The organism is Yinghuangia sp. ASG 101, assembly GCF_021165735.1.
Classification (GTDB): domain Bacteria; phylum Actinomycetota; class Actinomycetes; order Streptomycetales; family Streptomycetaceae; genus Yinghuangia.
This window is the reverse complement of record NZ_CP088911.1, coordinates 2894673-2920951: the sequence shown is the minus strand read 5'-3', so window position 1 is coordinate 2920951 and position 26279 is coordinate 2894673. Positions and strand designations below refer to the sequence as shown.

General features: G+C 69.0%; 27 protein-coding genes. 20 read left to right on the top strand and 7 right to left on the bottom strand.

The features are described from left to right. Positions 1-54: 54 nt before the first annotated feature. The 10 genes from LO772_RS12105 (at position 55) to LO772_RS12060 (ending at position 8394) form a co-directional block, all read left to right on the top strand. The gene (locus tag LO772_RS12105) at positions 55-210 is read left to right on the top strand and encodes an AtpZ/AtpI family protein (RefSeq protein ID WP_231778410.1); all 156 of its coding nucleotides are present in this window, start codon (positions 55-57) and stop codon (positions 208-210) included. An 87-nt stretch (positions 211-297) separates the two neighbouring features. Next, positions 298-1107 (top strand): F0F1 ATP synthase subunit A, encoded by an 810-nt coding sequence (gene atpB / locus LO772_RS12100; RefSeq protein WP_231778409.1) that lies wholly within the window; start codon positions 298-300, stop codon positions 1105-1107. A gap of 75 nt (positions 1108-1182) precedes the next feature. Further along, on the top strand, positions 1183-1407 hold the full coding sequence (atpE, locus tag LO772_RS12095) for an ATP synthase F0 subunit C (protein ID WP_231778408.1): 225 nt from the start codon (positions 1183-1185) through the stop codon (positions 1405-1407). Between the two features lie 29 nt (positions 1408-1436). Then, the gene (locus tag LO772_RS12090; protein WP_269453194.1) at positions 1437-1991 is read left to right on the top strand and encodes a F0F1 ATP synthase subunit B; all 555 of its coding nucleotides are present in this window, start codon (positions 1437-1439) and stop codon (positions 1989-1991) included. Continuing rightward, a complete protein-coding gene (locus LO772_RS12085) occupies positions 1991-2806 on the top strand; it encodes a F0F1 ATP synthase subunit delta (protein WP_231778407.1) in 816 nt (271 codons plus the stop codon). Before LO772_RS12090 ends, LO772_RS12085 begins: the two co-directional genes overlap by 1 nt. Positions 2807-2919: 113 nt before the next feature. Continuing rightward, entirely contained in the window at positions 2920-4557 is a 1638-nt protein-coding gene (gene atpA, locus LO772_RS12080; RefSeq protein WP_231778406.1) for a F0F1 ATP synthase subunit alpha, read from the top strand. 19 nt (positions 4558-4576) lie between these two features. After that, positions 4577-5485 carry a F0F1 ATP synthase subunit gamma gene (locus LO772_RS12075; RefSeq protein WP_231778405.1) on the top strand — a complete coding sequence of 303 codons (909 nt, stop codon included), beginning with the start codon at positions 4577-4579 and terminating at the stop codon, positions 5483-5485. 3 nt (positions 5486-5488) lie between these two features. Then, on the top strand, positions 5489-6931 hold the full coding sequence (atpD, locus tag LO772_RS12070; protein WP_231778404.1) for a F0F1 ATP synthase subunit beta: 1443 nt from the start codon (positions 5489-5491) through the stop codon (positions 6929-6931). Positions 6932-7356: 425 nt separating this feature from the next. Next, positions 7357-7737, top strand: coding sequence for a F0F1 ATP synthase subunit epsilon (locus LO772_RS12065; protein ID WP_231778403.1), 381 nt, complete (start codon positions 7357-7359; stop codon positions 7735-7737). 72 nt (positions 7738-7809) lie between these two features. Next, positions 7810-8394 (top strand): DUF2550 domain-containing protein, encoded by a 585-nt coding sequence (locus LO772_RS12060; RefSeq protein WP_443089451.1) that lies wholly within the window; start codon positions 7810-7812, stop codon positions 8392-8394. Between the two features lie 67 nt (positions 8395-8461). On the opposite strand, the gene LO772_RS12055 is transcribed toward LO772_RS12060, so the two are convergent. Then, positions 8462-9034 (bottom strand): cob(I)yrinic acid a,c-diamide adenosyltransferase, encoded by a 573-nt coding sequence (locus tag LO772_RS12055; RefSeq protein ID WP_231778401.1) that lies wholly within the window; start codon positions 9032-9034, stop codon positions 8462-8464. 79 nt (positions 9035-9113) lie between these two features. Here LO772_RS12055 and murA point away from each other — a divergent pair, with 79 nt between their 5' ends. Continuing rightward, entirely contained in the window at positions 9114-10388 is a 1275-nt protein-coding gene (gene murA / locus LO772_RS12050; RefSeq protein ID WP_231778400.1) for a UDP-N-acetylglucosamine 1-carboxyvinyltransferase, read from the top strand. Positions 10389-10401: 13 nt separating this feature from the next. Here murA and LO772_RS12045 read toward each other — a convergent pair whose 3' ends face one another. After that, positions 10402-10719, bottom strand: a complete 318-nt coding sequence (locus tag LO772_RS12045) for a hypothetical protein (RefSeq protein ID WP_231778399.1) — start codon at positions 10717-10719, stop codon at positions 10402-10404. Positions 10720-10895: 176 nt separating this feature from the next. Here LO772_RS12045 and LO772_RS12040 point away from each other — a divergent pair, with 176 nt between their 5' ends. The 7 genes from LO772_RS12040 (at position 10896) to LO772_RS12010 (ending at position 20467) form a co-directional block, all read left to right on the top strand. After that, complete coding sequence (locus LO772_RS12040) at positions 10896-11747, top strand: 3-hydroxyacyl-CoA dehydrogenase family protein (protein WP_231778398.1); 852 nt, start codon at positions 10896-10898, stop codon at positions 11745-11747. Positions 11748-11952: 205 nt separating this feature from the next. Continuing rightward, positions 11953-12255, top strand: coding sequence for an STAS domain-containing protein (locus tag LO772_RS12035; protein ID WP_231778397.1), 303 nt, complete (start codon positions 11953-11955; stop codon positions 12253-12255). Between the two features lie 290 nt (positions 12256-12545). After that, entirely contained in the window at positions 12546-14525 is a 1980-nt protein-coding gene (locus LO772_RS12030; protein ID WP_231779512.1) for a protein meaA, read from the top strand. A gap of 242 nt (positions 14526-14767) precedes the next feature. Further along, entirely contained in the window at positions 14768-17101 is a 2334-nt protein-coding gene (locus LO772_RS12025; RefSeq protein ID WP_231779853.1) for a hypothetical protein, read from the top strand. Between the two features lie 97 nt (positions 17102-17198). Beyond that, positions 17199-17654: a hypothetical protein gene (locus LO772_RS12020; protein ID WP_231778396.1), complete on the top strand. Its 456-nt coding sequence runs from the start codon at positions 17199-17201 to the stop codon at positions 17652-17654. A 27-nt stretch (positions 17655-17681) separates the two neighbouring features. Continuing rightward, entirely contained in the window at positions 17682-19235 is a 1554-nt protein-coding gene (locus LO772_RS12015; protein ID WP_231778395.1) for a hypothetical protein, read from the top strand. After that, positions 19235-20467: a S8 family serine peptidase gene (locus LO772_RS12010; protein WP_231778394.1), complete on the top strand. Its 1233-nt coding sequence runs from the start codon at positions 19235-19237 to the stop codon at positions 20465-20467. The genes LO772_RS12015 and LO772_RS12010 overlap by 1 nt, the downstream gene beginning before the upstream one ends. A gap of 202 nt (positions 20468-20669) precedes the next feature. On the opposite strand, the gene LO772_RS12005 is transcribed toward LO772_RS12010, so the two are convergent. The 5 genes from LO772_RS12005 to LO772_RS11985 form a co-directional block, all read right to left on the bottom strand. Then, the gene (locus LO772_RS12005) at positions 20670-20969 is read right to left on the bottom strand and encodes a hypothetical protein (RefSeq protein WP_231778393.1); all 300 of its coding nucleotides are present in this window, start codon (positions 20967-20969) and stop codon (positions 20670-20672) included. Next, complete coding sequence (locus LO772_RS12000; RefSeq protein WP_231778392.1) at positions 20960-21292, bottom strand: hypothetical protein; 333 nt, start codon at positions 21290-21292, stop codon at positions 20960-20962. Before LO772_RS12000 ends, LO772_RS12005 begins: the two co-directional genes overlap by 10 nt. 38 nt (positions 21293-21330) lie before the next feature. After that, positions 21331-21846, bottom strand: coding sequence for a hypothetical protein (locus tag LO772_RS11995; protein WP_231778391.1), 516 nt, complete (start codon positions 21844-21846; stop codon positions 21331-21333). Between the two features lie 104 nt (positions 21847-21950). Beyond that, positions 21951-23075, bottom strand: a complete 1125-nt coding sequence (locus LO772_RS11990; RefSeq protein WP_231778390.1) for a hypothetical protein — start codon at positions 23073-23075, stop codon at positions 21951-21953. Continuing rightward, positions 23075-23437, bottom strand: coding sequence for a hypothetical protein (locus tag LO772_RS11985; protein ID WP_231778389.1), 363 nt, complete (start codon positions 23435-23437; stop codon positions 23075-23077). Before LO772_RS11985 ends, LO772_RS11990 begins: the two co-directional genes overlap by 1 nt. 867 nt (positions 23438-24304) lie before the next feature. Here LO772_RS11985 and LO772_RS11980 point away from each other — a divergent pair. Together LO772_RS11980 and LO772_RS11975 are read left to right on the top strand one after the other, a co-directional pair. Beyond that, positions 24305-24721 (top strand): hypothetical protein, encoded by a 417-nt coding sequence (locus tag LO772_RS11980; protein ID WP_231778388.1) that lies wholly within the window; start codon positions 24305-24307, stop codon positions 24719-24721. Between the two features lie 84 nt (positions 24722-24805). After that, positions 24806-26272 (top strand): hypothetical protein, encoded by a 1467-nt coding sequence (locus LO772_RS11975; protein WP_231778387.1) that lies wholly within the window; start codon positions 24806-24808, stop codon positions 26270-26272. Positions 26273-26279 lie beyond the last annotated feature (7 nt).

The window sequence follows — 26279 nt, the reverse complement described above, 5'->3', positions numbered from 1 at the left end:
TCCCGGAACGGGGAATCGCAGGGCAACAGTTTGGCCGACGCCACATGGTCGAGCATGAGCTACATCCTCGGCGGCATGGCCGTATACGGGGGACTGGGCTGGCTGATCGACCGGTGGACGGGACATTCCGCGCTCTTTCTGCCGATCGGCGTGATCGTCGGAGTCGCTCTGGCCCTGGTTCTTGTGTATGTCCGCCACGGCAGGTCCTGACCGGGCTCTGCTGCGTGCCGCTCCGCGGTCCTGTGCCGCGCCGACACACTGAGGTTGCCGTAAAGATGCTTCACGACGAAGGAGTCGATGGTGGCTGCTGACGTCCAGATGGCCAGTAGCTGTCACCTGTTTGACGCCGGCTGCGGCTTTCCCTCGCCCGGGCTGAACGTCTTCGAGTTCAAGCCGATCTTCTCGATCGGGGCGTTCGACTTCACCAAGCCGATGCTTCTGGCACTGATCTCGATGCTCATCGTGATCGTGTTCTTCTGGAGCGCCTTCTCGCGCCCGAAGCTCGTGCCCCGCGGTGTGCAGAACGTCGGTGAGCTGGGCTACCTGTTCGTCCGCGACCAGATCTCCCGCGAGACGATCGGCAAGAAGGGCGACCATTTCGTCCCCTTCCTGGTCTCGATCTTCTTCTTCGTGTGGATCATGAACGTGATGTCGATCATCCCGTTCGCGCAGTTCCCGGTGACCTCGCGGATCGCCTTCCCGGCCTCGATCGCGGGCATGGTCTGGTTCACGTATCTCTACCTGGGCATCAAGAACCAGGGTTTCGTGGGCTACTTCAAGAACATGATGTTCCCGCCCGGGCTGCCGAAGTGGATCTACTTCCTCCTGGCGCCGATCGAGTTCGTCTCGAACATCATCGTCCGGCCGTTCACGCTGGCCGTCCGACTCTTCGCCAACATGTTCGCCGGCCACATGCTGATCGTGACCTTCAGCGTCGCGGCCTGGTACCTGCTCGGCTTCCACATCGGGGCCCTGTACTCCGCGACCTCGTTCGTCGTGGTCGTGATCATGGTGGCCTTCGAGCTGATGATCCAGGCGCTGCAGGCGTACATCATCACGCTGCTGACCGCCTCGTACATCTCCAGCTCGCTCGAAGCCGAGCACTGAGAGACACCAGACCAACTCCTCCTCGACCGTCGTCCGGTGGGCAGTCCACCGGCCTCGAAAAAAGGAAAAGCCCCAATGCTTCTCGCCCAAGTTACCGGCAGCCTCGGTTCCATCGGTTACGGCCTCGCGGCGATCGGCCCCGGCGTCGGCATCGGCATCATCTTCGGTAACGGTGTCCAGGCGATGGCCCGTCAGCCCGAGGCGACCGGCCTCATCCGCCAGAACATGCTGCTCGGCTTCGCGCTCGCCGAGGCGCTGGCCCTCATCGGCGTCGTCATGCCGTTCGTCTTCGGTAAGTGACGTCTCACTTCCCAACGGAGGTTCCCACCGTGATTCACATCGCCAGCGGCGAAGAGGAGATGAACCCTCTTCTCCCGCCGCTCGACGAGATCATCATCGGTGGCGTGGCGTTCCTCATCGTCTTCTTCTTCCTCGGCAAAATCCTTTTGCCGAGGATCCGGAAGACGCTGGCGGACCGTACGGACGCCATCGAGGGCGGCCTTGCGCGTGCCGAGGAGGCTCAGGCCGAGGCCCAGGCCGAGCTGGAGCGGTACCGCGCCCAGCTCATCGACGCCCGTCGTGAGGCCGGCCGCCTGACCGAGGACGCCCGTGAGCAGGGTGCCGTGGTGCTCGCCGAGATGCGCTCGGAAGGCGCGCGCATCAAGGACGAGATCATCGCGTCCGGACACGCCCAGATCGAGGCCGACCGCAAGCAGGCCACCACCGTGCTGCGGCAGGACATCGGCAAACTTGCCACCGATCTGGCGAGCCGGATCGTCGGCGAATCGCTCGAGGACGAGGCGCGCCAGCGCCGTGTCGTCGACCGCTTCCTCGACGAGCTCGAGGCCAAGGCCGCTGCCCAGACCTCCGAGCAGGTGCGCTGATGCAGGGCGCCAGCCGGGAGTCCATGGCCGCCGCGCGCGAGCGCCTCGACGCGCTCGCGCAGTCGACGGGTGCCGACATGCCGGCACTCGCCGAAGACCTGCACGCCGTCGTGCTGCTGCTCGACCGCACCGTGGTACTGCGCCGGGTCTTCACCGACCCGGCACGGACCGGGGAGTCGCGGGCCGCGTTCCTGGCCCAGCTCCTCGGCAACCAGATCGGCGGCGACGCCGCCGATCTGCTCGGCGGTCTGGTCCGCGCGCGCTGGTCGCGTCCGCGCGACCTGGTCGACGCGATCGACGAACTGTCGGTCGAAGCCGAGCTGATCGGGGCGGACCGCGACGGTTCCCTCGACGACCTCGAAGACGAGCTGTTCCGATTCGGCCGCATCGTGGCCGGACAGCGCGAGCTGCGGTCCACGCTCACCGACCCGTCCATCGCGGACGGTCGCAAGGCCGAACTGGTCTCGGGTCTGCTGGCCGACCGGGTACGCCCGGTCACCCGGCGCCTGGTGACCCGTCTGGTCGCCCACCCGCGAAGCCGTAGCCTTGAGGCGGGCCTGGAGGCGTACGCCCGGCTCGCCGCCGAGCGTCGGCGCCGCGTGGTCGCCTTGGTCACGGTGGCCCTGCCCCTCACCGAGGAGCAGAACACCAGGCTCGCGGCGGCCCTCGGCCGGATCTACAACCGGCCGGTGCACCTCAACGTCGAGATCGACGCCGAGGTGATCGGGGGCGTCAGGGTGCAGATCGGTGACGACGTCATCGACGGCACCGTGGCCACCCGACTCGACGAGGCCGGGCGGCGACTGGTCCGTTGACCCTTGCGGTCGGCGACGCCACGCAACAACGACAGGCAGCAGCACGCGGTTCCGATATCGCCGTCACCGACGGCGGACCGTAACCCCACCACCTAGGAGAGCAGGGACACCAGATGGCGGAGCTCACGATCCGGCCGGAGGAGATCCGGGACGCGCTGGAGCGCTTCGTCGACTCGTACGAGCCGGACGCGGCCTCGCGCGAGGAAATCGGCACGGTCAGCGAGTGCATGGACGGCATCGCCAAGGTCGAGGGCCTGCCCTCGGTCATGGCCAACGAACTCCTCAAGTTCGAGGACGGCACCCTCGGCCTCGCGCTGAACCTCGACGTCCGCGAGATCGGTGTCGTCATCCTCGGTGACTTCAGCGCGATCGAAGAGGGCCAGACGGTCCGCCGCACCGGCGAGGTCCTGTCGGTGCCGGTCGGCGACAACTATCTCGGCCGCGTGGTCGACCCCCTCGGCCGGCCGATCGACGGCAAGGGCGAGATCGAGAGCGAGGGCCGCCGCGCCCTCGAGCTCCAGGCCCCCGGCGTCATGATGCGCAAGTCGGTGCACGAGCCGCTGCAGACCGGCATCAAGGCCATCGACTCGATGACCCCGATCGGCCGCGGCCAGCGCCAGCTGATCATCGGCGACCGCCAGACCGGCAAGACCGCGGTCTGCGTCGACACGATCATCAACCAGCGCGAGAACTGGAAGTCGGGCGACCCGACGAAGCAGGTCCGCTGCATCTACGTCGCCGTCGGCCAGAAGGGCTCGACGATCGCGAGTGTGCGGCGCTCGCTCGAAGAGGCCGGCGCGATGGACTACACGACCATCGTCGCGGCCCCCGCGTCCGACCCGGCGGGCTTCAAGTACCTTGCCCCGTACACCGGTTCGGCGATCGGCCAGCACTGGATGTACCAGGGCAAGCACGTCCTGATCATCTTCGACGACCTGACCAAGCAGGCCGAGGCGTACCGCGCCGTGTCCCTGCTGCTGCGTCGCCCGCCGGGCCGCGAGGCCTACCCGGGTGACGTCTTCTACCTGCACTCCCGCCTTCTGGAGCGCTGCGCCAAGCTCTCCGACGACCTCGGCGCGGGCTCGATGACCGGTCTGCCGATCATCGAGACCAAGGCGAACGACGTCTCGGCGTACATCCCGACGAACGTCATCTCCATCACCGACGGCCAGTGCTTCCTGGAGTCGGACCTGTTCAACCAGGGTGTCCGCCCGGCGGTCAACGTCGGTATCTCGGTCTCCCGTGTCGGTGGCTCGGCCCAGACCAAGGCCATGAAGTCGGTCTCCGGCCAGCTCCGCCTGACGCTCGCCCAGTACCGCGAGCTGGAGGCGTTCGCCGCCTTCGGCTCCGACCTGGACGCCACGTCGAAGTCCGCGCTGGAGCGCGGTGCCCGCATGGTCGAGCTGCTCAAGCAGGGCCAGTACACGCCGTTCCCGATGGAGGAGCAGGTCGTCTCCATCTGGGCCGGCACCACCGGCCGCCTGGACGATGTGCCGGTCGAGGAGATCCGCCGCTTCGAGCGCGAGTTCCTGGAGAACCTGCGTATCTCGCGCAAGGAGATCCTGACCACCATCGCGGAGACCGGCAAGCTGGAGGACTCCACGGTCGAGTCGATGATCGACGCCCTCGACGCGTTCAAGCAGACCTACACCAAGCTCGACGGCGCCCCGCTGATCGAGACGGTGCAGCCGCTGAGCAAGGACGAGGTCGGCCAGGAGACCATCACGCGCCACGTCAAGTCCGGCAACTGAGAACGGAGTGTCCTGACCCATGGGAGCCCAGCTTCGGGTCTACCGGCGTCGGATCCGTTCCGTGTCGGCGACCAAGAAGATCACGCGCGCCCAGGAGCTCATCGCGGCGTCGCGGATCGTCAAGGCGCAGCAGCGCGTCGCGGCGGCCAAGCCGTACGCCGACGAACTGACCCGTGCCGTCTCGGCGGTCGCGACCTTCTCCAACGCGAAGCACCCGCTGACCGAGGTGAAGCCGAGCGCGTCCCGCGCCGCGGTGCTCCTGGTCACCAGCGACCGCGGTTTCGCGGGCGCGTACAACTCCAGCGCCATCAAGGCCACGGAGCAGCTGATCGAGCTGCTGCGCGGCGAGGGCAAGCACGTGGAGCGGTACGTCATCGGCGCCAAAGGCATCGGCTACAACCGGTTCCGCAACCGTACCCTCGCGGGCGAGTGGAGCGGTTTCTCCGACAGCCCGGAGTACGGCGACGCGAAGAAGGTGGCGGGCACGCTGATCGACGCGTTCGTCACGCCGACCGAGGAGGGCGGTGTGGACGAGATCCACATCGTCAGCACCGAGTTCGAGTCGATGCTCACGCAGACCGCGATCGCGAAGCGGGTCCTGCCGCTGGTGGTCGAGGACTCGTACGAGGAGCCCGCGGGCGGCGCGTTCCCGCTCTACGAGTTCGAGCCGTCGGCGGCCGGCGTGCTGGACGCGCTGCTGCCGCGGTACGTCGAGAGCCGCATCTACAACGCCCTGCTCCAGTCCGCGGCCTCCGAGCACGCGGCCCGGCGCAAGGCGATGAAGTCGGCGACCGAGAACGCCGAGGAACTCATCCTCACGTTGACGCGGCTTGCCAACAACGCCCGCCAGGCGGAGATCACCAACGAAATCAGCGAGATCGTCGGCGGCGCGGACGCCCTGGCCGACGCGAACGCGGGGAGTGAATAGAAAATGTCTGCCACTGCAACGACGGCCCTGGCCACGGGCCGTGTCGCCCGGGTCATCGGCCCGGTCGTCGACGTGGAGTTCCCCGTCGACGCGATGCCGGAGATGTACAACGCGCTGCACGTCGAGGTCGACCTGGGCGAGCAGGGTGAAGGCCTCAAGACCCTCACGCTCGAGGTCTCCCAGCACCTGGCCGACGGCCTCGTGCGGGCGATCTCGATGCAGCCGACCGACGGCCTGGTCCGCGGCTCGGTGGTCACCAACACCGGCGAGGCGATCTCCGTCCCGGTCGGCGACGGCACCAAGGGCGTCGTGTTCAACGCCCTCGGTGAGCCGCTGAACGTCCCGAAGTCGGAGTTCAAGGTCACCGAGCGTTGGCCGATCCACCGCAAGGCGCCGCCGTTCGACCAGCTCGACTCGAAGACCGAGATGTTCGAGACGGGCATCAAGGTCATCGACCTGCTGACCCCGTACGTCAAGGGCGGCAAGATCGGTCTCTTCGGTGGTGCGGGCGTCGGTAAGACGGTCCTCATCCAGGAGATGATCGTCCGTGTCGCGCGCAACCACGACGGTGTGTCGGTGTTCGCGGGCGTCGGCGAGCGCACGCGTGAGGGCAACGACCTCATCGACGAAATGCGCGAGTCGGACGTTCTCGACAAGACCGCGCTGGTCTTCGGCCAGATGGACGAGCCGCCGGGCACCCGTCTGCGGGTCGCGCTGTCGGGTCTGACGATGGCGGAGTACTTCCGCGACGTGCAGAAGCAGGACGTGCTTCTGTTCATCGACAACATCTTCCGCTTCACGCAGGCCGGCTCCGAGGTCTCCACGCTGCTCGGCCGCATGCCCTCCGCGGTGGGCTACCAGCCGACGCTCGCGGACGAGATGGGTGTGCTCCAGGAGCGCATCACCTCGACGCGCGGTCACTCGATCACCTCGATGCAGGCGATCTACGTCCCCGCGGACGACCTGACCGACCCGGCCCCGGCGACGACGTTCGCGCACCTCGACGCCACGACGGTGCTCTCGCGTCCCATCTCCGAGCTGGGCATCTACCCCGCGGTGGACCCGCTGGACTCGACGTCCCGCATCCTGGACCCGCGGTACATCGCGCAGGACCACTACGACTGCGCGATGCGCGTCAAGAACATCCTGCAGAAGTACAAGGACCTCCAGGACATCATCGCGATCCTCGGTATGGACGAGCTTTCCGAAGAGGACAAGCTCGTCGTGCAGCGGGCGCGCCGCATCCAGCGGTTCCTGTCGCAGAACACCCACGTCGCGAAGCAGTTCACCGGTCTCGACGGATCGGACGTGCCGCTGTCGGAGACGATCGAGGCGTTCAACGCGATCGCGGACGGCAAGTACGACCACGCCCCCGAGCAGGCGTTCTTCATGCTGGGTGGTCTCGACGACCTGGAGAAGAAGATCGCCGAGCTGGCCAAGGGCTGATCTCGGACGCGTGCGCTGCGAGGGGTGGTCCGCATCGGGCCGCCCCTCGTCTCGCACAGGCGGAGTCGGTGGCCGCCAAAGGAAGCAGTGGAGTCGGTGGCCGCCAAAAGGAAGCAGTGGAGTCGGTGGCCGCCAAAGGGAAACAGCGGAGTCGGTGGCCGCCGAACGAAGCGGCGGATTCGGTGGCCGCCACAAAAACAGGCGGACTCGGTGGCCGCCGTGAAAGCAGGTGCACACGTGCCCGGGGAGGTGTCCGGGAGGCGAGTGTTCCGGCCCGGTACCGCCCGCGCGGTGCCGACCTGTGGTCCCCGGTTGGAACCAGGGTCCGCAGGACCGATATTCTCAAACAGCATCCCGCGCCGGGGACCCGGTCCGCGGGACACGGCCGGGCGCTCGGCGCCCGCCGTACGACCTGAGGAGCCACGTTGGCTGAGCTGCACGTCGAGCTGGTCGCGGCCGACCGCAAGGTGTGGTCGGGCGAGGCCACCATCGTGGTCGCGCGTACCACCGACGGCGACACCGGTATCCAGCCCGGGCACACCCCGGTGCTCGGGGTGCTCGAATCCGGTCCGGTGACGATCCGTCAGGCGGACGGGACGACCATTGTCGCCGCGGTGCACGGCGGGTTCGTGTCGTTCGCGAACAACGAGCTGTCCCTGCTTGCCGAGATCGTCGAACTCGCCGACGAGATCGACGTCGCCCGTGCCCAGCGCGCCCTGGAGCGTGCCGGACACGAGAAGGACGTCGCCGCCGAGCGCCGTGCCGACACGCGCCTGCGCGCGGCGGGCGTGGGCGTCGGTCACTGACCCTGATCGACCGGAACCGGCGGCCGGGCCGGGACGCTGACTGACACGAGGAGGTCGGACGAGATGGTCCTCGTGGTGGTCATCGTCGTCGTGGGCGCCATCGTCCTCGCGGCCGTGCTGGTCGGTGCCTTCGCGGTGCGCCGCCGCCTTGTCCAACGTCCGGGCGGCACATTCGACTGTTCGTTGCGTCGGCTGCCCGTTGTCCGGCCCGCCTCCTCGTCCGGGGAGGCGGGGCATGCCGCGGCGTCGTCCGGGAGTTCGGTCCCGGGGGGCGCCGCGTCCGATTCCGGGGCCGGGTCGCGCGAGTCCGGCGACGGCGGGGATTCGGCCGATTCGGCGTCGCCGCCCGCCCCGATGGACCACGGCAAGGGCTGGGTCTTCGGCATCGCCCGCTACAGCGGCGACCGCATCCAGTGGTTCCGGGTCTTCTCGTACGCCCCGCGTCCGCGCCGCGTGCTCAACCGCCACGACATCGAGGTCGTCGAGCGCCGTCTGCCGGTGGGGCACGAGGAGTTGGCGCTGCTCGCGGGGGCCGTGGTGCTGGTGTGCCGGCACGACGGCGAACCCTTGGAGCTCGCCATGAGCGAGGACGCGTTGACCGGGTTCCTGGCCTGGCTGGAGGCGGCTCCGCCGGGGCAGCGCGTCAACGTCGCCTGACCGGGCCTTCCGGCACACCGAGGGCGGCCCGTGGGCCGCCCTTCCCGCGTTCCGTGTGCCCGTCCCGCTACCGGTTCGCGCCCGGGACCCACAGCACGTCGCCCGCCTCGCGGTTGGCGTGTCGGGCCAGGATGAACAACAGGTCCGACAGACGGTTCAGGTATTTCGCGGTGAGCGGGTTCATGGTGTCGCCGTGCCGCTCCAGCGCCGCCCACGTGCCGCGTTCCGCGCGGCGGGCCACCGTACGGGCCTGGTGCAGCAGCGCGGCGCCGGGCGTCCCGCCGTTCAGGATGAAGCTGCGCAGCTTGGGCAGGGCCTCGTTGTAGCTGTCGCACGCGGCCTCCAGGGCGTCGACGTACGACTGCTCCACGCGCAGCGGCGGGAACTCCGGGTCCGCGACGACGGGCGTGCACAGGTCGGCGCCGACGTCGAACAGGTCGTTCTGGATGCGGGTCAGGAGGACCCGGACGTCCTCCTCCAGACCGCCGAGCGCGAGTGCCACCCCGATCACCGAGTTGGTCTCGTCCACATCCGCGTACGCGACCAGGCGCGGGTCGTTCTTCGAGGTGCGGCTCATGTCGCCGAGCGCCGTCGTGCCGTCGTCGCCGGTGCGCGTGTAAATGCGTGTCAGGTTGACCATGTGCCCAAACCTACGCGGGTGTGTCACTGGGGTGCGACACGTGTTCGGTGGGGCTCCTGGGAGCCCATACGATGCCGGGATGGACAGGTTCCGGGTGACCGGCGGGGCTCGCCTCGCCGGTGAGGTGCGTATCACGGGTGCGAAGAACAGCGCGCTCAAGCTCATGGCCGCCGCGCTGCTGGCGGAGGGGGTGACGGTCCTGGAGGAGGTCCCCCGGATTCTCGACGTGCAGATCATGAGCGAGCTGCTGCGCCGCCTCGGTTGCGTGGTGGAGGGGGAGACCACGGGGACGGTCGGCATCGACGTGCCGGCGTCGCCCGGCCACGAGGCCGACTACGACCTCGTGCGCAGCATGCGCGCGTCGATCTGCGTGCTCGGGCCGCTGCTGGCCCGCTGCGGTGAGGTGCACGTGGCGTTCCCGGGGGGCGACGCGATCGGTTCGCGCGGGCTCGACATGCATATCGACGGCCTGGTCAAGCTGGGGGCGACGGTCGAGAACGAGCACGGCTTCCTGATCGCGAAGGCGCCCAAGGGGCTGGTCGGGACGTCGGTGTGGCTGGACTTCCCGAGTGTGGGGGCGACCGAGAACATCCTCATGGCCGCGGTGCTCGCGAAGGGCACGACCCTGATCGACAACGCGGCGCGGGAGCCCGAGATCGTCGACATCTGCGCGATGTTGAGCGAGATGGGCGCCAAGATCGACGGCGCCGGTACGTCGACGATCGAGATCCACGGTGTCGAGGGCCTGAGCCCGGTGACCCACCGGACCGTGCCGGACCGCATCGTGGCCGGTACGTTCGCGGTCGCCGCGGCGGTCACGCAGGGGGACGTGACGGTGCGCAACGCGCGCGCCGAGCACCTGGAGATCGCGCTCGACAAGCTGACCGTGTCGGGGGCGTCGGTGACCACGACGGAAGACGGGTTCCGGGTGGCGATGGACCGCAGGCCGGGGGCGGTCGACGTGGTGACGCTGCCGTATCCGGGGTTCGCGACCGACATGCAGCCGCAGTTCGCGGTGCTCAACGCGGTGTCGACCGGCCACGCGATGATCACCGAGAACATCTTCGAGGCGCGCTTCGTGTTCCTGCAGGAACTGCTGCGGCTGGGGGCGTCGATCCGTACCGACGGGCACCACGCGATCGTGCGGGGTGTCGAACGTTTGTCCGGGGCGCCGGTGCTGGCGACCGATGTGCGCGCGGGGGCCGGGCTGGTGTTGGCCGGGCTGGTCGCGGAGGGCCAGACGCTGGTGAGCGGGGTGCACCACATCGACCGCGGCTACGACGACCTGGTCGACCAGCTGACGGGTCTCGGGGGCAACGTCACGCGCGAGCCGGAGCCCGAGACGCGGTTCTGAGGCGCGTCCGGGGTCAGTCGAGGTGGCGGGCGAGGGTGAGCCGGGCGGCTTCCTCGTCGGGCGGCCACACCATCACGCGGGGGCCGTCCGTCGTCTCGACGAGGGTGGAGCGGATGCCGTCGGTGCTCAGGACGCGGCACAGGCGGCGCCCGTGCGCGGGATCGGCGGGGGAGGCGACCTCGACGAGCAGGCCGTAGTCGTCGGGGGAACCCTTGCGGGGGGTGCGGGGGACGAGCGAGCGGCCCCGCCCGAACGTCCAGCGCAACAACAGGGCCAGCAGCCCCACGACCGCGAAGCCGATCAGCGGCGTGAGCAGGTACGTGTGGTCCATATCGCCTCCCCTCCCAGATTGCCCCACGGGCCGGGCGCGGGACAGTGAGGGACCAGCCGCGAGGGCCGTTCGGGTGGCCGTTACGCTCCCGGAGGGAAGCAACCCGCACGTCCGCGCACGTTCGCATGTGTTCGCATGTGTTCGCAGGCATTCGCAGGTACGAGAGAGGGTTCGACGTGACGAAGAAGATCGCCGTCATCGGTGCCGGGCTCATGGGCGCGGGGATCGCCCAGGTCTCCGCCCAGCACGGTTACGAGGTCATCCTGCGCGACGTCACCGACGCCGCCCTGGACCGGGCCCGGAGCGGCATCGCCGCGTCGTACGAGAAGTTCGTCGCCAAGGGCAGGCTGACGGCCGAGGACGCCGAGGCCGCCCTGGCGCGGCTGAGCGTGACCACGGACCTCGGCGCGGTCGCCGACGCGGATCTGGTCGTCGAGGCGGTGTTCGAGAGGATCGAGGTCAAGCAGGAGGTCTTCCGCGAGCTGGACCGCCTGGCCAAGGACGGCGCGGTGCTCGCGACGAACACCTCCGCGATCCCGATCACCCAGATCGCGGCGGTGACCGGGCGCCCCGAGGCCGTGGTCGGCACGCACTTCTTCTCGCCCGTCCCGCTGATGGCGCTGTGCGAACTGGTGCGCGGCTACAAGACGTCGGACGAGACGCTGGCCGTCGCACGCACGTTCGCCGAGGGGGTCGGCAAGACCTGCATCGTGGTCAACCGCGACGTCGCCGGGTTCGTCACCACGCGCCTGATCGCCGCGCTGACCACCGAGGCGGTCCGCCTGTACGAGGCCGGGGTCGCGACGGCCGAGGACATCGACGTCGCGTGCAAGTTGGGGTTCAGCCACGCGATGGGCCCGCTGGCCACGATCGACCTGACCGGCGTGGACATCATGCGCAACGCCAGCGCCAACATCTACGAGGAGACGAAGGACGAGAAGTTCGCGCCGCCGGAGTTGCTGAACCGCATGGTCACGGCCGGTGACCTGGGTCGCAAGAGCGGCAAGGGGTTCTACTCGTACGAATGACGCGGGTCGTCGGCGCCGTGCCGGCGAGGCGGCGGCGGTGAGACGTACGCGACACGGAGGCGGGTCCGGGAATGATCTCGGGCTCGCCTTTGTCGCTTGATGGAGTGAAGTTCCTCAAGGAACCGGGGCAAGATCGGGATCCAGTGTTCTGATATAGACGCAAATGCCCGTCGGGACCGGAGGCACTCCGACCAGAGGAGGCGACATGCACGTCTGGGGCGACAACAGCGACCTGCATCTGAGCGGCGCACTCGACGTACACTCCGCCGCCGACGTGCGGTCGCGCGTGCACGAGGCGATCGACGGCGGCGAAGGCGACTTCGTGCTCGACGTCTCCGGGGTGGACGCGCTGGACGCCACCGGCCTCGGCCTCCTCGTCGCCATACACCGCCGCGCCGGCCGCCGGGAACGCCGTTTCATCCTGCGCGGGGTCACTCCGGCGGTGCACCGCGTCCTCGTGATCACGCGGCTCAACCGGATCCTGATCCTGCAGCCCGTCGCGGCCTGAGCCCCCGGGGCGGTCAGGGCCCGAGCGAGCGCCGAAAGCCCGCGTCGGAGGGCTTTCCCCCGTTGAGCTTGGTCACGCCGCCTGCCCACAGGGCATTACCCGTCAGTACACTCGCGGGTAAGCAGGGCCGCGCCGGTGCGGCGTGCGCCGGACCCCGTCGATGAGGGATCGAGGCCGGCAGCCGTCGCCGCCGTGCGGGGCCCGGAACCCTCCCGGAGGTCCCCGTGGCGAGCCAGACGCCCTCAGCTCAGCCCTCACCCGAACGGCCGCAGCGTGACCGCCCGTGGGTCATGCGCACGTACGCCGGCCACTCCTCGGCCAAGGAGTCCAACACCCTCTACCGGCGCAACCTGGCCAAGGGCCAGACCGGCCTGTCCGTCGCGTTCGACCTGCCGACGCAGACCGGCTACGACCCCGACCACGAGCTTGCGCGCGGCGAGGTGGGCAAGGTCGGCGTGCCGGTCTCGCACATCGGCGACATGCGCCAGCTCTTCGACGGCATCCCCCTGGACGGGATGAACACGTCGATGACGATCAACGCCACCGCGCTGTGGATGCTCGCGCTGTACCAGGTCGCCGCCGAGGAGCAGGGCGCCGACATCACGAAGCTCGCCGGCACGACGCAGAACGACATCATCAAGGAGTACCTGTCGCGCGGGACGTACGTCTTCCCGCCGGGGCCGTCGCTCAAGCTGACGACCGACACCGTCGCGTACACCGTCTCGCACATCCCCAAGTGGAACCCGATCAACATCTGCAGCTACCACCTGCAGGAGGCCGGGGCCACGCCGGTCCAGGAGATCGCGTACGCCCTGTGCACCGCGATGGCGGTGCTCGACGCGGTGCGCGACAGCGGGCAGGTGCCGCAGGAGCGCATGGGCGACGTGGTGGCGCGCATCTCGTTCTTCGTGAACGCCGGCGTGCGGTTCGTCGAAGAGATGTGCAAGATGCGGGCGTTCGTGGCGCTGTGGGACGAACTCACGCGCGAGCGCTACGGCGTCGAGGACCCCAGACACCGCCGCTTCCGCTACGGCGTGCAGGTCAACTCGCTCGGCCTGACCGAGGCGCAGCCGGAGAACAACGTCCAGCGCATCGTGCTGGAGATGCTCGCCGTCACGCTGTCGAAGGACGCGCGGGCGCGGGCCGTGCAGCTGCCGGCCTGGAACGAGGCGCTGGGCCTGCCCCGGCCGTGGGACCAGCAGTGGTCGCTGCGCATCCAGCAGGTGCTGGCGTACGAGTCCGATCTGCTGGAGTACGACGACATCTTCGCCGGGTCGACGGTCGTCGAGCGCAAGGTCGCCGACCTCGTCGCGGGGGCCAAGGAGGAGATGGACCGCGTCCAGGCCATGGGCGGTGCGGTCGCGGCCATCGAGTCGGGCTACATGAAGTCGCAGCTCGTCGCGTCCCACGCCGCGCGGCGGGCCCGCATCGAGGCGGGGGACGAAATCGTCGTCGGCGTCAACAAGTTCGACACCACCGAGCCGAATCCGCTGATCGCCGACCTGGACACGGCGATCCAGACCGTCGACCCGGCCGTGGAGTCCGCCGCGGCCGAGGCCGTGCGCGCGTGGCGTGCGGGGCGCGACCAGGCCGCCGCCGACGCGGCTCTCGACCGGCTGCGGGTGGACGCGCGCGCGTGGAAGGCGACCGGGACGAACGCCGCGGTGAACCTGATGCCGGCGACGCTGGAGTGCGTGCGCGCGGGCGTCACGACCGGCGAGTGGGCGGGCGCGCTGCGCGAGGAGTTCGGCGAGTACCGGGCGCCCACCGGGGTCTCGGGAGTCGTCGGCGTGCAGGAGGCCGGCGCGGAACTGTCCGCGGTGCGCGAGACCGTGCGCGTGACCGGTGAGGAACTCGGGGGCCGCCTGCGGCTGTTGGTCGGGAAGCCGGGCCTCGACGGGCACTCCAACGGCGCCGAGCAGATCGCCGTGCGCGCGCGGGACGCGGGCTTCGAGGTCGTGTACCAGGGCATCCGCCTCACCCCGGCGCAGATCGTGGCGGCGGCCGTCGAGGAGGACGTGCACTGCATCGGGCTGTCGATCCTGTCCGGCTCGCACCTGGAGCTGATCCCCGACGTCCTGGCGCGCATGCGGGAGGCGGGCCTCGACGACGTGCCGGTCGTCGTCGGCGGGATCATCCCGGGCGCGGACGCGCGGGCACTGCTGGCCCAGGGCGTCGCCGCGGTGTTCACGCCCAAGGACTTCGGCATCACGGAGATCATGGGGCGCATCGTCGCGGAGATCCGGAAGGCGAACCGGTTGGACGGCTGACCGGCGCGTTTCCCGCCGGGTTTCGGTTTGGCGGCTGCGGCTCGGCCCCCTATTCTCGGGGGCCGACCGCGGCCGTTGTGCTTTTCCCGCCTCGTCTTGCCACGTGCCGCTCGTCGCGTTCTCCCGCGTTGTGGAGAGTGAGCGAAGGTTTCGCCGCCGCCGACGCCGCGGGGCGTCCCCGGTGGGACGCTGGAAGGGTCGGCCGGGCACCTGGCGGGTCGTACGGGGCACGAAGGAGACTCATGGACACAACCCCGCGACGCGTCGGGGACGGGTACCAGACCCCCCAGGACCGGGACGGGGCCGGAGGCTCCCCGCCGGCCGACGAAGACGCCCCGGGGAGCAAGCCGTTCGCCGACTTCGGAGACCTCGCGGACGCGTACCCCGGCAAGCCGGGACGCGAACGCCCTTCTCGCGAAGCCGCCTTCAGTGCCGTCGCGGGTCCGACGGGCCCCGGCTCGCTGGTACAACTCGCCGTCGGCGCACACCTGTTGACACTCGGCACGCCCGACGGGAGCGAGGTCGTACCGCTGCCGGTGACCTCGCGGCCGATACCCGAACGCACGAGCGCCGAGGCCCGCCCGTCGGGCCACCCGCCGCTCGGGCGCACCGCCGAAATCATCGAGATCCGCGGGATGTTGAGCCGGGGGACGTCGGTACGCGTCGGCGGTCCCGCCGGGATCGGACGCAGCACCCTGCTCCGGCACCTGGCCTCCGGGGACGCCGTCGGGGCGCCGGACGGCGTCGTCGTCCTCGACGGCCGGCGACGCGGACTCGCCGACCTTCTCCAGCAGTTCCACGACGCGTGCTTCTCCGGCGAGCCGCACCGCCCGGGCCGCGACACGCTGGCCGGGCTCCTCGTCGACGTCGCCGCGCTCGTGGTCGTCGACGACCTCGACATCAGCGCGGCCGAAACCGACGAACTGCTGCGTATCGCACCGGAATGCGTGTTCCTCGTGGCGGCCAAGGCGTCGCCGCGCAACCCCGACGGCAGCGCGGCGGAGGCAGCCGCGCGCGCCGACTCGCCGTTCCACGAGATCACGCTCGGCGGCCTGTCGCAGGACGCGGCCTTCGCGCTGCTCGCGCGCGCGGCCGACCGCGAACTCGACGACGAGGAACTGGCCTGGGCCGCCGCGCTGTGGTTCGAAGCGGACGGCCACCCCGGGCGGTTCGTCCAGGCCGGGGCACTGCTGGCGCGGCTCGGCACCGCGACGCTCCGGGACGCGAAGCGGGGCGGCGGCTCCGCGTACGACCTCGTCGCCGAGCAATTCGGCTCGTCCCAGCCGGAGTTGCCCTCGCCGGGCGAACCCCGGTTGTTCGTCCCGAGGTTGGTTCCGCTGCTGTCGCCGTCGGCGCAGCAAGTGCTGCGTCTCGGCGCCGCGTTGGAGGGCCTGGTGCCGGACCCCGCGCACCTTCCCGCACTCACCGGCGCGACCGACGCGGACGACGCCGCGACCGAACTCGTCGCGGCGGGGCTGGCCGTCGCCGAGGGCGGCCGGTACCGCCTCGCCGCCGGCGTCATCGACGAGGCCGCCGGCCTGATGCGCGGCCCGTCGTCGTGGACCGTCGCGGCGATGCAGCACTTCACGTGGTGGGTGTCGCACCCGACGGTGAGTGCCGCGCAGGTCGCCGACGAAGCCGATGTGATCCTCGCGTGCCTGCGCGAGGTCGAACGCCTCGGCAAGCCGAGCTCCGTCCGCGTCCTCGCGCGCGCCGCGGCACCCGCGTTCGCGTCCGCACTGCGCTTCGAGGCGTGGCGCACCTGCCTCGAACTCGGCGGCGCCGCCTGCGCGTCGTCCGGTGCTTCTACCGAACAAGCGTGGTTCCGTCACGAGTTGGCGGTGCTGTCGCTGTGCGAGGGGGATCCCGACCAGGCCCGCGAGGAGGCCACCGCCGCCTCGCGCCTCCGCGACGCGAGCGACAAGCGCGGCCTGGCCGCCGACCGCCGCGTCCTCCTCCTCGCCGGGGAGCGTCCCCGTACCGTCGCGGGCGCCGTCACCGACGTCGCCGCGGTCAGCCGGCGCCGCGCGGTGTCCGCGTCGATGGCCGGGAAGCGCGGCGTCATGACGCTGGGGGCCGCGGCCGTCCTCGTGGTGACGCTCGGCGTCGTGATCGGCCTGGGCAGCACGGACTCGTCGGGCGGCGGCGGGAGCCCGGGCACCGGCGAGGCGACGGTCAGCCGTACCGCACCGGTCGGCGGCGGGTCCCCGGCGGGCGCCGCGGCTCCGGAACGCGATGCGAACGGGCGGGCGTCGGGGGCGACTTCGTCGACATCCGCGCACTCCCCGACGGCGAGCGACGCGCGCAGCGCCTCCGCGTCGAAGTCCCCGACGGCGACCGGCTCGGGAACCACGCCACCGGGAACGTCGTCACCCCCGCCGCCGGCCCCCGGCGACCCGGGAGGCGCACCGCAACTCCCGCCCCCGCCGCCGCCCGTACCGAACCCGCAGGACTCGACGCCCGGACCGCCGCAGACGAGCCCCGAGCCGCCTGTGTCGAGCCCTCCGCCCTCGTCCGCCTCCCCGACGGGTTCACCCACCACCACCGGGACCGCGACCACCACCCCGCCCGCCTAGGAACCACGACCAACCGTCGCGACACCGCGGTTGGCTAAACTCGTGCGGGGCGCCCTGACCCACGCGGCGCCGAAGCTTCCACGGGGGAGGCAAACCGATGGGATTGCCATCCGACGGCCCCATGAGCACGGCGGCCGTCGAACAGCTGAAGATGGACCTCGCCTCCATGCGCGAGTTCGAGACGACCGTCCTCGGCGTCCTCGAAGACCTCACCGCCGGCGACGTCGTCATCGACGACCCGGTCGCGGGCCGCCTGAAGTGGGACTACTACGGGACGGGGTTCGAAGAGGCGTACCACATCGCCCTGTCGTCGTCGTTCATGGTCGAAGAGGTCCGCAGGTTCGCCCGGATGCTGAGTGCGCATATCGAGGCGATGGCTTTGACGATCCGTATGGCGGGGGACAAGACGTTGCTGGCGGATGAAAGCGCCCGGCATCGGCTGGCGCTCCTGATCTACGGTGAGCCGGGCAAGGACCCGAGATACAACGTGGAGCCCGCACCCCCGCCCACGACGACAGGAACCCCCGGAGCGGGTGACGCCGGTGTCGGGTGACCACGACGCGCGGGGAAAGGGACGGCCATGACGGCTCCGCTGCTGACCAACTTCGAGGGGATGGACCACGCGACGCTGCTCGCCAAGCTCGCGGGCGTCCGCGGGGACCTGATCTACGAGTCGGGGGACCGGCTGTTCGCCGCATCGCAGAAGATTCAGAGCGCGGCGAGGACGTTGCAGCTCAAGCGCGACGGGATGGTGTGGAATGGCTCGTCCGCGGCGGTCTTCCACGACTGGGCACAACAACTCGTCACCTCCGCCTACCAACTCGCCGACTTCGCGCGCTTTCAAGGCTCGCAACTGTGGACCGCCGGAACGGAGATGACGAACACCGTCAACAGCTTCCCCCCGGTCCCGACGGAAGCCATCGAAACGCTCCAGGCCCTGACGGCGCACGCCGACGTCGCCGCGACACTCGACCCGGCGGGCACGACCGCGGCCATCCAGCAGCGGGAGCAGCACATCGCCCAGGAGCACCAAGAGGCGGTCGGCGCGATGCGGCGCTTGGCATCGACGTATCTGGCGGTACGGGATTCGATCAACACGTATCCGAGGCCGCAGTTTCACCGGGCGGCGGACCTGCATCGAGTCGATATCGGTGACGAGGACGATGCCGCCGTGCCTTTGGGATTCACCAGCGCCGCGGCCGTAAGTGTCGCCGAGCAGACAGCACTTGCGAGCGGACCGAGCAGCGGATCCACGGCGCCCGGTGGCCGATCGGTCACCCCCCATGCGGTGGCGTGGCCGACCGCTTCGGGGGCCGCACTGCCGTCGGCAATGCCCTTCACCGGCACGCTTCCGCAGGCGGCGAGCCTTGCCGGGGTTCCCTCCAATGCACAAGCTCCTCCATCCCCGGCTGTCGCACCGGAACCGACGACGGGCAACAGCGCTCGAACATCGCCGGTGACGGGCCTCGAATCCCTTCCCCGTACGGTGCCGCCCGACAGGGACGGAGTCAGTGGGGGCACGTTGGTCGGAAAAGGGACCGCCGAATCGCGGGGCGTCGGAGGCTCGTTGCGCAACGGTCCGGGAGTCATTCCAGATGTGGTGGGCAGAACTGCTGCGCCGAACAGAACGAGTTCGACAAGTCCCGTGCCGCCACCAGGCCGCTCGATTCCCCGTGGTGAGGGCGTCGTGGGTGGAACCACGCGGTCGGGTCACATGGCGCCTGAGGACCACCGCGTCGGTAGTGGCCGAGTAGGTACGCCTGTGGGCGCGACAGCAGGAGCGCCTGCTGTGACAGGGGGCACCGCAAGCCGTACGTCGGCGGCGCGGCCACCCCTCGGCGTTCCCGGTGGGACGGTCGGGGGTACGCCGCGCAGCCGGACCCCGGGCACTCGGGGTGAGTTCACGCAAGGCGGGTCGGGGTTGCGCCGCCTCGAGACGACACCTCAGCAGGAGGCGCCGCACGCGGTGTCCGACGTAACGGCAGGGCGTCCCATGAGCGGGGCGACGGGACTGCCGTCATCGAACCCACTGCAGGGAGAAAGACGCTCACGAGCCCGCGCGGAACACCTCGACGACGATGACGAGGCTTGGGGCGGCCGACGAAACGATGGTGTGCCACCGGTGATTGGTTGATGGCAACGCGCAAGCCGTGGGTTGGCCGTGGAGCGCTTAGCCTTGCGGGGCTGCTTGCCATGGTGGCCACCATGGCCGGGATTCCGCCGGCAGGCGCGGTCGAGTCCGTCCGTGCACAACAGTGGTATCTGAACGCATGGAATATTGAAGAGGCTTGGCGCACGTCCCAAGGCGAAGGAGTGACGGTTGCGCTGATTGACTCCGGTGTGGACAGTACGCATCCGGACTTGGCCGGCCAAGTGGTTCAAACGCCCTTCGGTGATGGCTACGGCAGCAGTCACGGGACGACCATGGCGAGCGACATCGCCGGGACCGGTCGTGGTAACGCGGGTCAAGGTGCGATGGGTGTCGCCCCGAAAGCGAAAATCATCTCTTACAAAGTCGGTTTGCTCGACAGCGAGGTCATGGACTTCGACAAGCTTGAGGCCGCGATTCGCGCCGCGGCCGATTCGCCCGCTCAGATCATCAATCTGTCGATCGAAGGCGGCGGAAATTCGGTTGAGGGGCGAGCCATCGCCTACGCGATCAGCCGAGGCAAACTGGTCGTCGCGGGGAGCGGAAATCTGAAGGACATCAATCCGCCGGTGATCTACCCCGCAGCACATACGGGCGTGCTCGGTGTCGCCGGGCACGACCAGAACGGCACCGTCTGGTCGAAGTCCCATTCGGGCGGGTGGGTTTCCATCGCGGCCCCCAGCGTCGACGTCGTGACCGCGTGTACCGGTGTCACGGGTTACTGCAAAGGCGCCGGAACGTCCCACTCCGCGGCCCTTACCTCCGGCATTGCCGCACTGGTGTGGGCCAAGTACCCGCACTACACAGCGAACCAAGTGATCCGCGTCCTCACCGAATCCGCCAACAAGCCCCAGGGCCCCGTCCCCAACGACCTCCTGGGCTGGGGCAACATCAGCCCGCGCAACGCCCTCAATTGGAGCGGCGATCCCGGGCCGCCGGATGTGAATCCGCTGATCGGTGTACGCGGCGACATGCCTGCCGTCCCCTCGCCTTCCGTGTCGCCATCTCCGTCCGCCTTGTCGGATCCGTCGAACTCCGGTCAGTCCTCCGCGGCGCCGGAGGCGGTCGCGGCTCCGGGGGACGACGGTGACGACTCCGGCGGGGCGATGACGTTCACCGTCGCGATCATCGTCGCGGGAGCGGCCGTTCTCGGGACCGGGGTGTTCCTGTTCGTACGTTTGCGGCGGAACCGCTCGGTGACCGGATGGGGTTCCTAGCCGCGATGGGAAGAGTTCGCGGACGAGGCAGGCCCGCTGCAGTGCCGGGCCTGCGCTGTTCAGCCGTGGTGGCGAGCCGAGTTGGTGAGGGCGGCCGAGGAGGCGAGGGCGGAGGTGTCGGGGAGCGTGGAGTCGCGCACGTGCATGACTGTCGGGGGAGCATGTCCCGGATCGGATTGAGCCGGGGCAAGCACATTGGTCGTCACGTACGCGGTGCCGCGTCGACCCGGGCGAACAGCAAGAACGGCACGCCCCGATGCCGATGCGCGGTGCGGAACGCGTACCCCTCGCTCCCGGCGATGGCGAAAATCTCATCCACAGTCAGGGGATACCAGGCGAAGGGGAACCACACCACCGCGTCCCGCCCACGGAACCGCGCCGCCGCGTCCGCACGCATCCGCGTCTCGTTCCAGTACCGCCGCCGCCCGTTCTGCCAAAAGCGCACCAACTGAAGGGCCACGGCCACAAACAGCAGGACAGGAATCAGGTAGATCACTTCCACCAGCCCTTCGGCACCGTCCGCGGGACGTCTGGCGTCCCCGGCCGCCGCAGCACCCGATGACGGGTGAAGCCCCTCGGCGCGCTCTCCGACGAAATGTGCTGGTAGCCCAACATCCAGGCGACGCGCTGTACTTCGTGCACCGGCATATCGTCGCGCGTCCGGACGGTCACGTCCGGCCGCCCGTCGAGTGCCTGGGCCAACCGCACCCAATTGTCATGCGGCCGAGGTACTTCCCGCCTCGTCGTTCTCCACAGGGCGTACGCCATGATCACCAGGGCGACGACGTAGAGCCACGGGTTGCTGTAGTCCCCCTCTGCGGTCATGCGAGCGTAGATGTACGTCCCATCCTCACTGCGAGCGTTCACTCCACCGTCTCCTCACCGAACCGGACACTGTGCACGACCCCGGCGAATTCTTCCGCGTAGCCGGGCCATTCCCGCACCGATGTGGTGGTCAGCGCGATCGCGATGCACGTGTCATCGAACATTGGGTGTATGTACGCCAGCGCCTCCAGACATCGGACGCCTCCGTCAACCGCCTTGCGTACGTTCTCGGGCAGGCTCGGCGCGGACAACGTGAGAACGGAGGCTCCCAGCGAAACGACGCACGGTCCCGCGGCGTGTTCGACGGGACGGAATCCGCTTCCCAAGGTCGATGAACCAGAGCCGACCAATGCCAGGAGTTCCCGCGCCGAGCGGACCCGCTCCGCGCCCGGAATCGAGGCGTACCCGATCGACAGGGCCGCCGTGGACGGCTCGTCCGTGTCGGGAACCTTCCTCCTGCACTCGCCCAGGAAGATGATCCCGCTGCCTCGCCAAGTATCGCGCAACAAGCGCACCGATTCCGTTTGTTCGGCGGACCAAGCGGATTCGTCCACGGTTGACGAGGGTTCAAGCGGCAAAGGTCGAAATGCCGTCGGCACGCGTATGGCCAAGCGTTCCGATGGCGGGAGTGTATCCGGGCCGTGAGTGGAGACGGACATCATTTCCCGGCCTCCTGTTGCACCCGCAACTGCTCGGCGATGAGTGCGTTGTAGAAGACCTGTTCTTCCGGCGGCAGGACCGGCATGCGGACCATCTCGGCCTTGCCGTCCTTGCCGACAATCTGCTGCCACACCCAGCGGATGCCGTCGATCGCCGGGCCGCCCGTGGCACCCGCGGCATCGACCGCGGGAGGAGGTGATTGGAAGTAGTACCAGGCATAGCCCCAAGGACCTATGACGGGCAGCGCGCCGACCGCGTCCTTGGCGAGGTCCCATCCGTCGGAGTCACCGCCGAAGGCCCAGCCCAGGCCGTGGAAGACGAACGCGCTCGCCGACGCGTACGCGGAAGCCGCGCTGACAACCACCCCGTACATGTCGACCGGCGGAGGCATGAGGGTCATGATGAAGCCGGCGGTGCCGAAAACCGTGGACAGTTTGCTGGTGAAATCGCCCAGCGTCGTGAAGGTATCGCCCGGATGAGTGATGGTGTCGACGACCCCGTCGTACGCGTCTTTGTACCAAGGGTCGTCGTCTTTTTTCTCCGGCGCGAGTTTGGAGGCATTACGGATGACCTCGGCCACCATCTTGGCCTCGGACGCGTGTTCCGCCTCCAATGCCTTGGCGCGGCTGATGATTTCGTCAAGCCGGTCTTCTGCTTGCCTGATCGCCTGTTTGGCGGCCTCTGCCTGCTGTACGACGGCGGACTGATCCGCCTCCGACATTGTGGCGAATTCGCTCAACGAGAGCGAGAAGTCGGCACCCGGGGCCGCCTCCGCCTGCTCGATGTTCTGCCGCGCGGCGACCGCCTCTGCCTCCAGCCGCGCGCGACGCTGTTGCAGCACCACCAAGTGTTGCGACCAAGCGGCCAGCACGTTGTGGGCGGATGTGAGCGCGATCAGCGTCCTGGCGAACAACGGCCGCAACTCGTCCATCTTCTTGTGCATGCCGTCCGCGGCCTCGCCCGTCCACGGGCCGGTCATGCCTCCCGCCCGGTCGAGTACCTGCGCCCCGGTGCTGAAGTTGTCGACCGCCGCTTTGACCTGGCCGGCCAGCTGGTCGATCGCGCGGGGAATGCCCGGTGTCGGGTCGAACCGCAGTCCGGGAAAGTCTTCTTTGGCCCCCATCAGCCGAGGGCCGTGGTTATGTGCGGGTAGGTCGGCGCGGCCGACTGCGTGGTGCCGGGGACCGACGGTCCGGAGGCGGGATAGGCGCTGGTAAGAGTGGTCTCGGTCCTGCGGTAGTCCCGCACGCAGATCCTGACTTTCTCGGACATCGCGGAGATCGACTTGTTCATCATGTCGAGGCCGTCGTCCCAGCGGTCGTGGAAGGTCAGGCACGCCTTGTCGAGGTCATCGTGGCCGGTACGGATCGGCCCGGTCTCCTTCAGCGCGCTCAGTGCCGCTTCGAGCGAACACGTGCTGCTGGTCAGTTGATTGCAGAACTGATCGAGCCAGTCCAGGTCGACGGTGAATGTCCCTGTTGCCATCTTCTCCCCGTAGCATTCAGATGGTCCGCCGTCGGCAGCGCGATCCGAGCGTCCCGACGTTCCTGCGCACGGTGGGTACGGGGGATTGCTCCGTCGGCGGAAGGGGTGCCGTGGCTTCTTCCGAGAGGGCCTGCAACTGCTCTCGGGGCCACCGCCGGGTCCGGTCCCGTACCAAGTCCTTGTCGCTTATGGCGCCTTGGTCAGGCCGTGCCGCAATGGCAATCTCGTGTGCCTTGTCCGACGCGAGCCCGATTTTCTCTGCCCGCGCCGTCGGTCGCTGTCCACGCCACCAGCGTCGTCCCCACTGTCGCGACGGCCGTCTTCGGACCCATGTCCCGTGCTCCCCCGTATGAGCAGACCAACACACAACCTTCCATCAAGGATAAGCGTCCACCGGCACGGACTTCCAAGCCACAGACGTCTTGCAACGCGTTGCCCCCGCCCCCTCCACGACGGCGCCGCGGTCAGAGGGAGCATCACGGCAAGTCCATCCACCGAGCCGACTCGGCGCGGGCCGGTCAGCAGACAATGGTGCTGTTGTCATGGTTTCTGCACCGCTGTTCAGCTGTCATCAGCGACCGCGAGCGAGGCGTCCGCGACTCCGACCTTTTGATCAGGGTCGGGAGCGTCATCGCGGGTGCTGCCGCAACCCTCGCTCGCGCGTTCGAGGCGGGGTTTGCGGACAAGAGTTCGTCTTTGCGGGGAAATGGACTTCGGTTGGCGGCGGGTTGGTTGGCTAGACTCGGGTGCGGTACCCGAAGCGGGTGCCGAACGCTTCCACGGGGGGAGGCACCTGTGACACCAGCAGCGCCCGGCACGGCGGCGTCTCCGGGCGATACGGCCCAGATGACGGCCGACCTTGAGTCCTTGAAGAGCTTCGAACGCGAAGTCCTGGCGATTCTGGAGCGGTTGAACGTTGAGCATCTGCCGGCGGTGGATGCGATCCCGACGCAACTGGTTCCCGCCGCCTTCGGGACGGGCTTCGTCGAGGCCGACGACACCGCGAGTCGGGTGTTGGCCGTTGTCGAGGAGGTTCGCAACTTCGCCCGCATGCTGCACAAGCAGATCGAGGCGTTGGCGCTGACGATCCGCATGGCGACGGACTCGACGGCGGCGACCGAGGAGGAGAACAAGCGGAAGCTGTTGCTCCTGATCCAGGCTGCCCCCGGCGAGCAGCCGGCCTTCAATGTCCCTGCGCAGACGCCTGCGCCTGGTGACCCGTCGAAGTCCGGTGTGCCGCCGAGGACTCCGGGTGCACCGGTGCCGGGCGCGGGGAGCGGGTGACGTCTTGTTCGGGATGGGACGTGCGTTTGTTGTGCGGGTGAGTCGACGGGGGGCGTGGTCGCGGTGACGACGGATTTTTCGTCGATGGATTACAAGACGCTGCGGGATATGGCGAAGCAGTTGGATGCGGCGCGGATCGCCGCCGCGGGGCAGTCGTTGGTGGACGCGGCGGGGATGTTGCGCGATGCGACGTTGGCTTTGTATTTGAAGCGTGAGGGCGTGGTGTGGTCGGGTTCCGCGGCGGATCAGTTTGGGACGTGGACGCAGGATTTGACGAACTCGACGTTCCAGCTTGCGGATTTCGTGCACAACCAGGGGACGCGTCTGACGTTCCTGGGCGGTGAGATCACGACGGCGGTGGCTCGGATTCCGCAGGTCTCGGATGAGGAGCTTGCGCAGAACGCGGCGATGGTGGCGTATTCCGCGACGGTTCCGATGGAGAGTGAGCCTGCGACATCGGCGGCTCTGGCGGCGAGCGACAAGAAGATCGACGACGCGCAGGTGGCTGCGGCGTCGCAGATGCGGAGCATCGCGCAGACGTACGAGGGCACGGCGCACGTGATGTCGTTGGAGCCCCGACCGGAATTCCGGCCGCCGGCTGATGTGTACCAAGTCGGCAATTACCCAGAGCGCGAAAACTATGGATCCGACACGGGCGCATATGGTTCCCGTGTTCCGGGCGTTGAAGGTCAGGCCGCTCTGGCAGCCAGCCCTTCGGCAGGGTCTATGGCGTACACAGGTAGGACTGTTGAACCCAACAGTGGCCCTTGGCGGCCGGGTTCCGACTATTCCGGGTCCAATACGTCGGCCGCCGTGACGCCTTCTTCCCCTGGTGCCGACCCGTCGGAGTTTGCGGTCACCTCGTCTCCGCTGCCGAGTACTGCTCCGGGCGATCTGAGCCTCAGCACAGCAGGGCCACTTTCGCTTGCGGATGGACCCGCTCTTACGCCCTCGGCCCCGGCGGACACGATTACAGGAAACACCGGGCATGCGGTGCCGGGGGGTTTTGTAGACACGGTCCCCACTCCTGGAGCAGCGGGTGTCACCGGCAAAACGACGGGCACTACGCGACCGCCTGCGGGAGGTACCTTGCCGCGCCGCGCCGAAGGAATTATTGGCGGGACACCGCGCTCCGGGCAGCATCCACAGGAGGGCCGAGTTGGCGGCACCCGCACCGGCATGCCGATGAGCGGCGGTGTGGCGGGGCCGGCTCCGACCACGGGCAATGGTACGGGTGGTCGTTCGACAACAGGTCGCCCTGTCATGCCGGGAGGTGCCGTCGGAGGCCCACCCGCAAGCGGCTCGCCCGGCAACCGCAGGCAGTTCACCGCAGGCGGCTCCGGCCTGCGATCGCGTGATGCCTCGCCAACAGGCACGTCTGGCGCGGTCGGAAGCACCGCGCCCGGTCGTCCCGTTGGCGGTACGCACGGCAGCGCGGCTGCGCCGCCTGCTGGTACACGGGGTCGGCGGGAACGTGCGGACTACCTTGCCGAGGACGACGAGTACTGGAACGGGCGGCGTAATGACGGTGTACCGCCGGTGATCGGCTGACAATGTC

Bases quoted from the DNA above. Each gene is read 5' to 3' on its own strand.
- LO772_RS12015 (WP_231778395.1), top strand. From the start codon at position 17,682: ATGACGGCTCCGCTGCTGACCAACTTCGAGGGGATGGACCACGCGACG.
- LO772_RS12105 (WP_231778410.1), top strand. From the start codon at position 55: ATGAGCTACATCCTCGGCGGCATGGCCGTATACGGGGGACTGGGCTGG.
- LO772_RS12055 (WP_231778401.1), bottom strand. From the start codon at position 9,034: ATGGTCAACCTGACACGCATTTACACGCGCACCGGCGACGACGGCACG.
- LO772_RS12045 (WP_231778399.1), bottom strand. From the start codon at position 10,719: ATGGACCACACGTACCTGCTCACGCCGCTGATCGGCTTCGCGGTCGTG.
- atpB (WP_231778409.1), top strand. From the start codon at position 298: ATGGTGGCTGCTGACGTCCAGATGGCCAGTAGCTGTCACCTGTTTGAC.
- murA (WP_231778400.1), top strand. From the start codon at position 9,114: ATGGACAGGTTCCGGGTGACCGGCGGGGCTCGCCTCGCCGGTGAGGTG.
- LO772_RS11985 (WP_231778389.1), bottom strand. From the start codon at position 23,437: ATGGCAACAGGGACATTCACCGTCGACCTGGACTGGCTCGATCAGTTC.
- atpA (WP_231778406.1), top strand. From the start codon at position 2,920: ATGGCGGAGCTCACGATCCGGCCGGAGGAGATCCGGGACGCGCTGGAG.
- LO772_RS12025 (WP_231779853.1), top strand. From the start codon at position 14,768: ATGGACACAACCCCGCGACGCGTCGGGGACGGGTACCAGACCCCCCAG.
- atpE (WP_231778408.1), top strand. From the start codon at position 1,183: ATGCTTCTCGCCCAAGTTACCGGCAGCCTCGGTTCCATCGGTTACGGC.
- LO772_RS12075 (WP_231778405.1), top strand. From the start codon at position 4,577: ATGGGAGCCCAGCTTCGGGTCTACCGGCGTCGGATCCGTTCCGTGTCG.
- LO772_RS12020 (WP_231778396.1), top strand. From the start codon at position 17,199: ATGGGATTGCCATCCGACGGCCCCATGAGCACGGCGGCCGTCGAACAG.
- LO772_RS12085 (WP_231778407.1), top strand. From the start codon at position 1,991: ATGCAGGGCGCCAGCCGGGAGTCCATGGCCGCCGCGCGCGAGCGCCTC.
- LO772_RS11975 (WP_231778387.1), top strand. From the start codon at position 24,806: ATGGATTACAAGACGCTGCGGGATATGGCGAAGCAGTTGGATGCGGCG.
- atpD (WP_231778404.1), top strand. From the start codon at position 5,489: ATGTCTGCCACTGCAACGACGGCCCTGGCCACGGGCCGTGTCGCCCGG.
- LO772_RS11990 (WP_231778390.1), bottom strand. From the start codon at position 23,075: ATGGGGGCCAAAGAAGACTTTCCCGGACTGCGGTTCGACCCGACACCG.
- LO772_RS12010 (WP_231778394.1), top strand. From the start codon at position 19,235: ATGGCAACGCGCAAGCCGTGGGTTGGCCGTGGAGCGCTTAGCCTTGCG.
- LO772_RS12035 (WP_231778397.1), top strand. From the start codon at position 11,953: ATGCACGTCTGGGGCGACAACAGCGACCTGCATCTGAGCGGCGCACTC.
- LO772_RS12000 (WP_231778392.1), bottom strand. From the start codon at position 21,292: ATGACCGCAGAGGGGGACTACAGCAACCCGTGGCTCTACGTCGTCGCC.
- LO772_RS12030 (WP_231779512.1), top strand. From the start codon at position 12,546: ATGCGCACGTACGCCGGCCACTCCTCGGCCAAGGAGTCCAACACCCTC.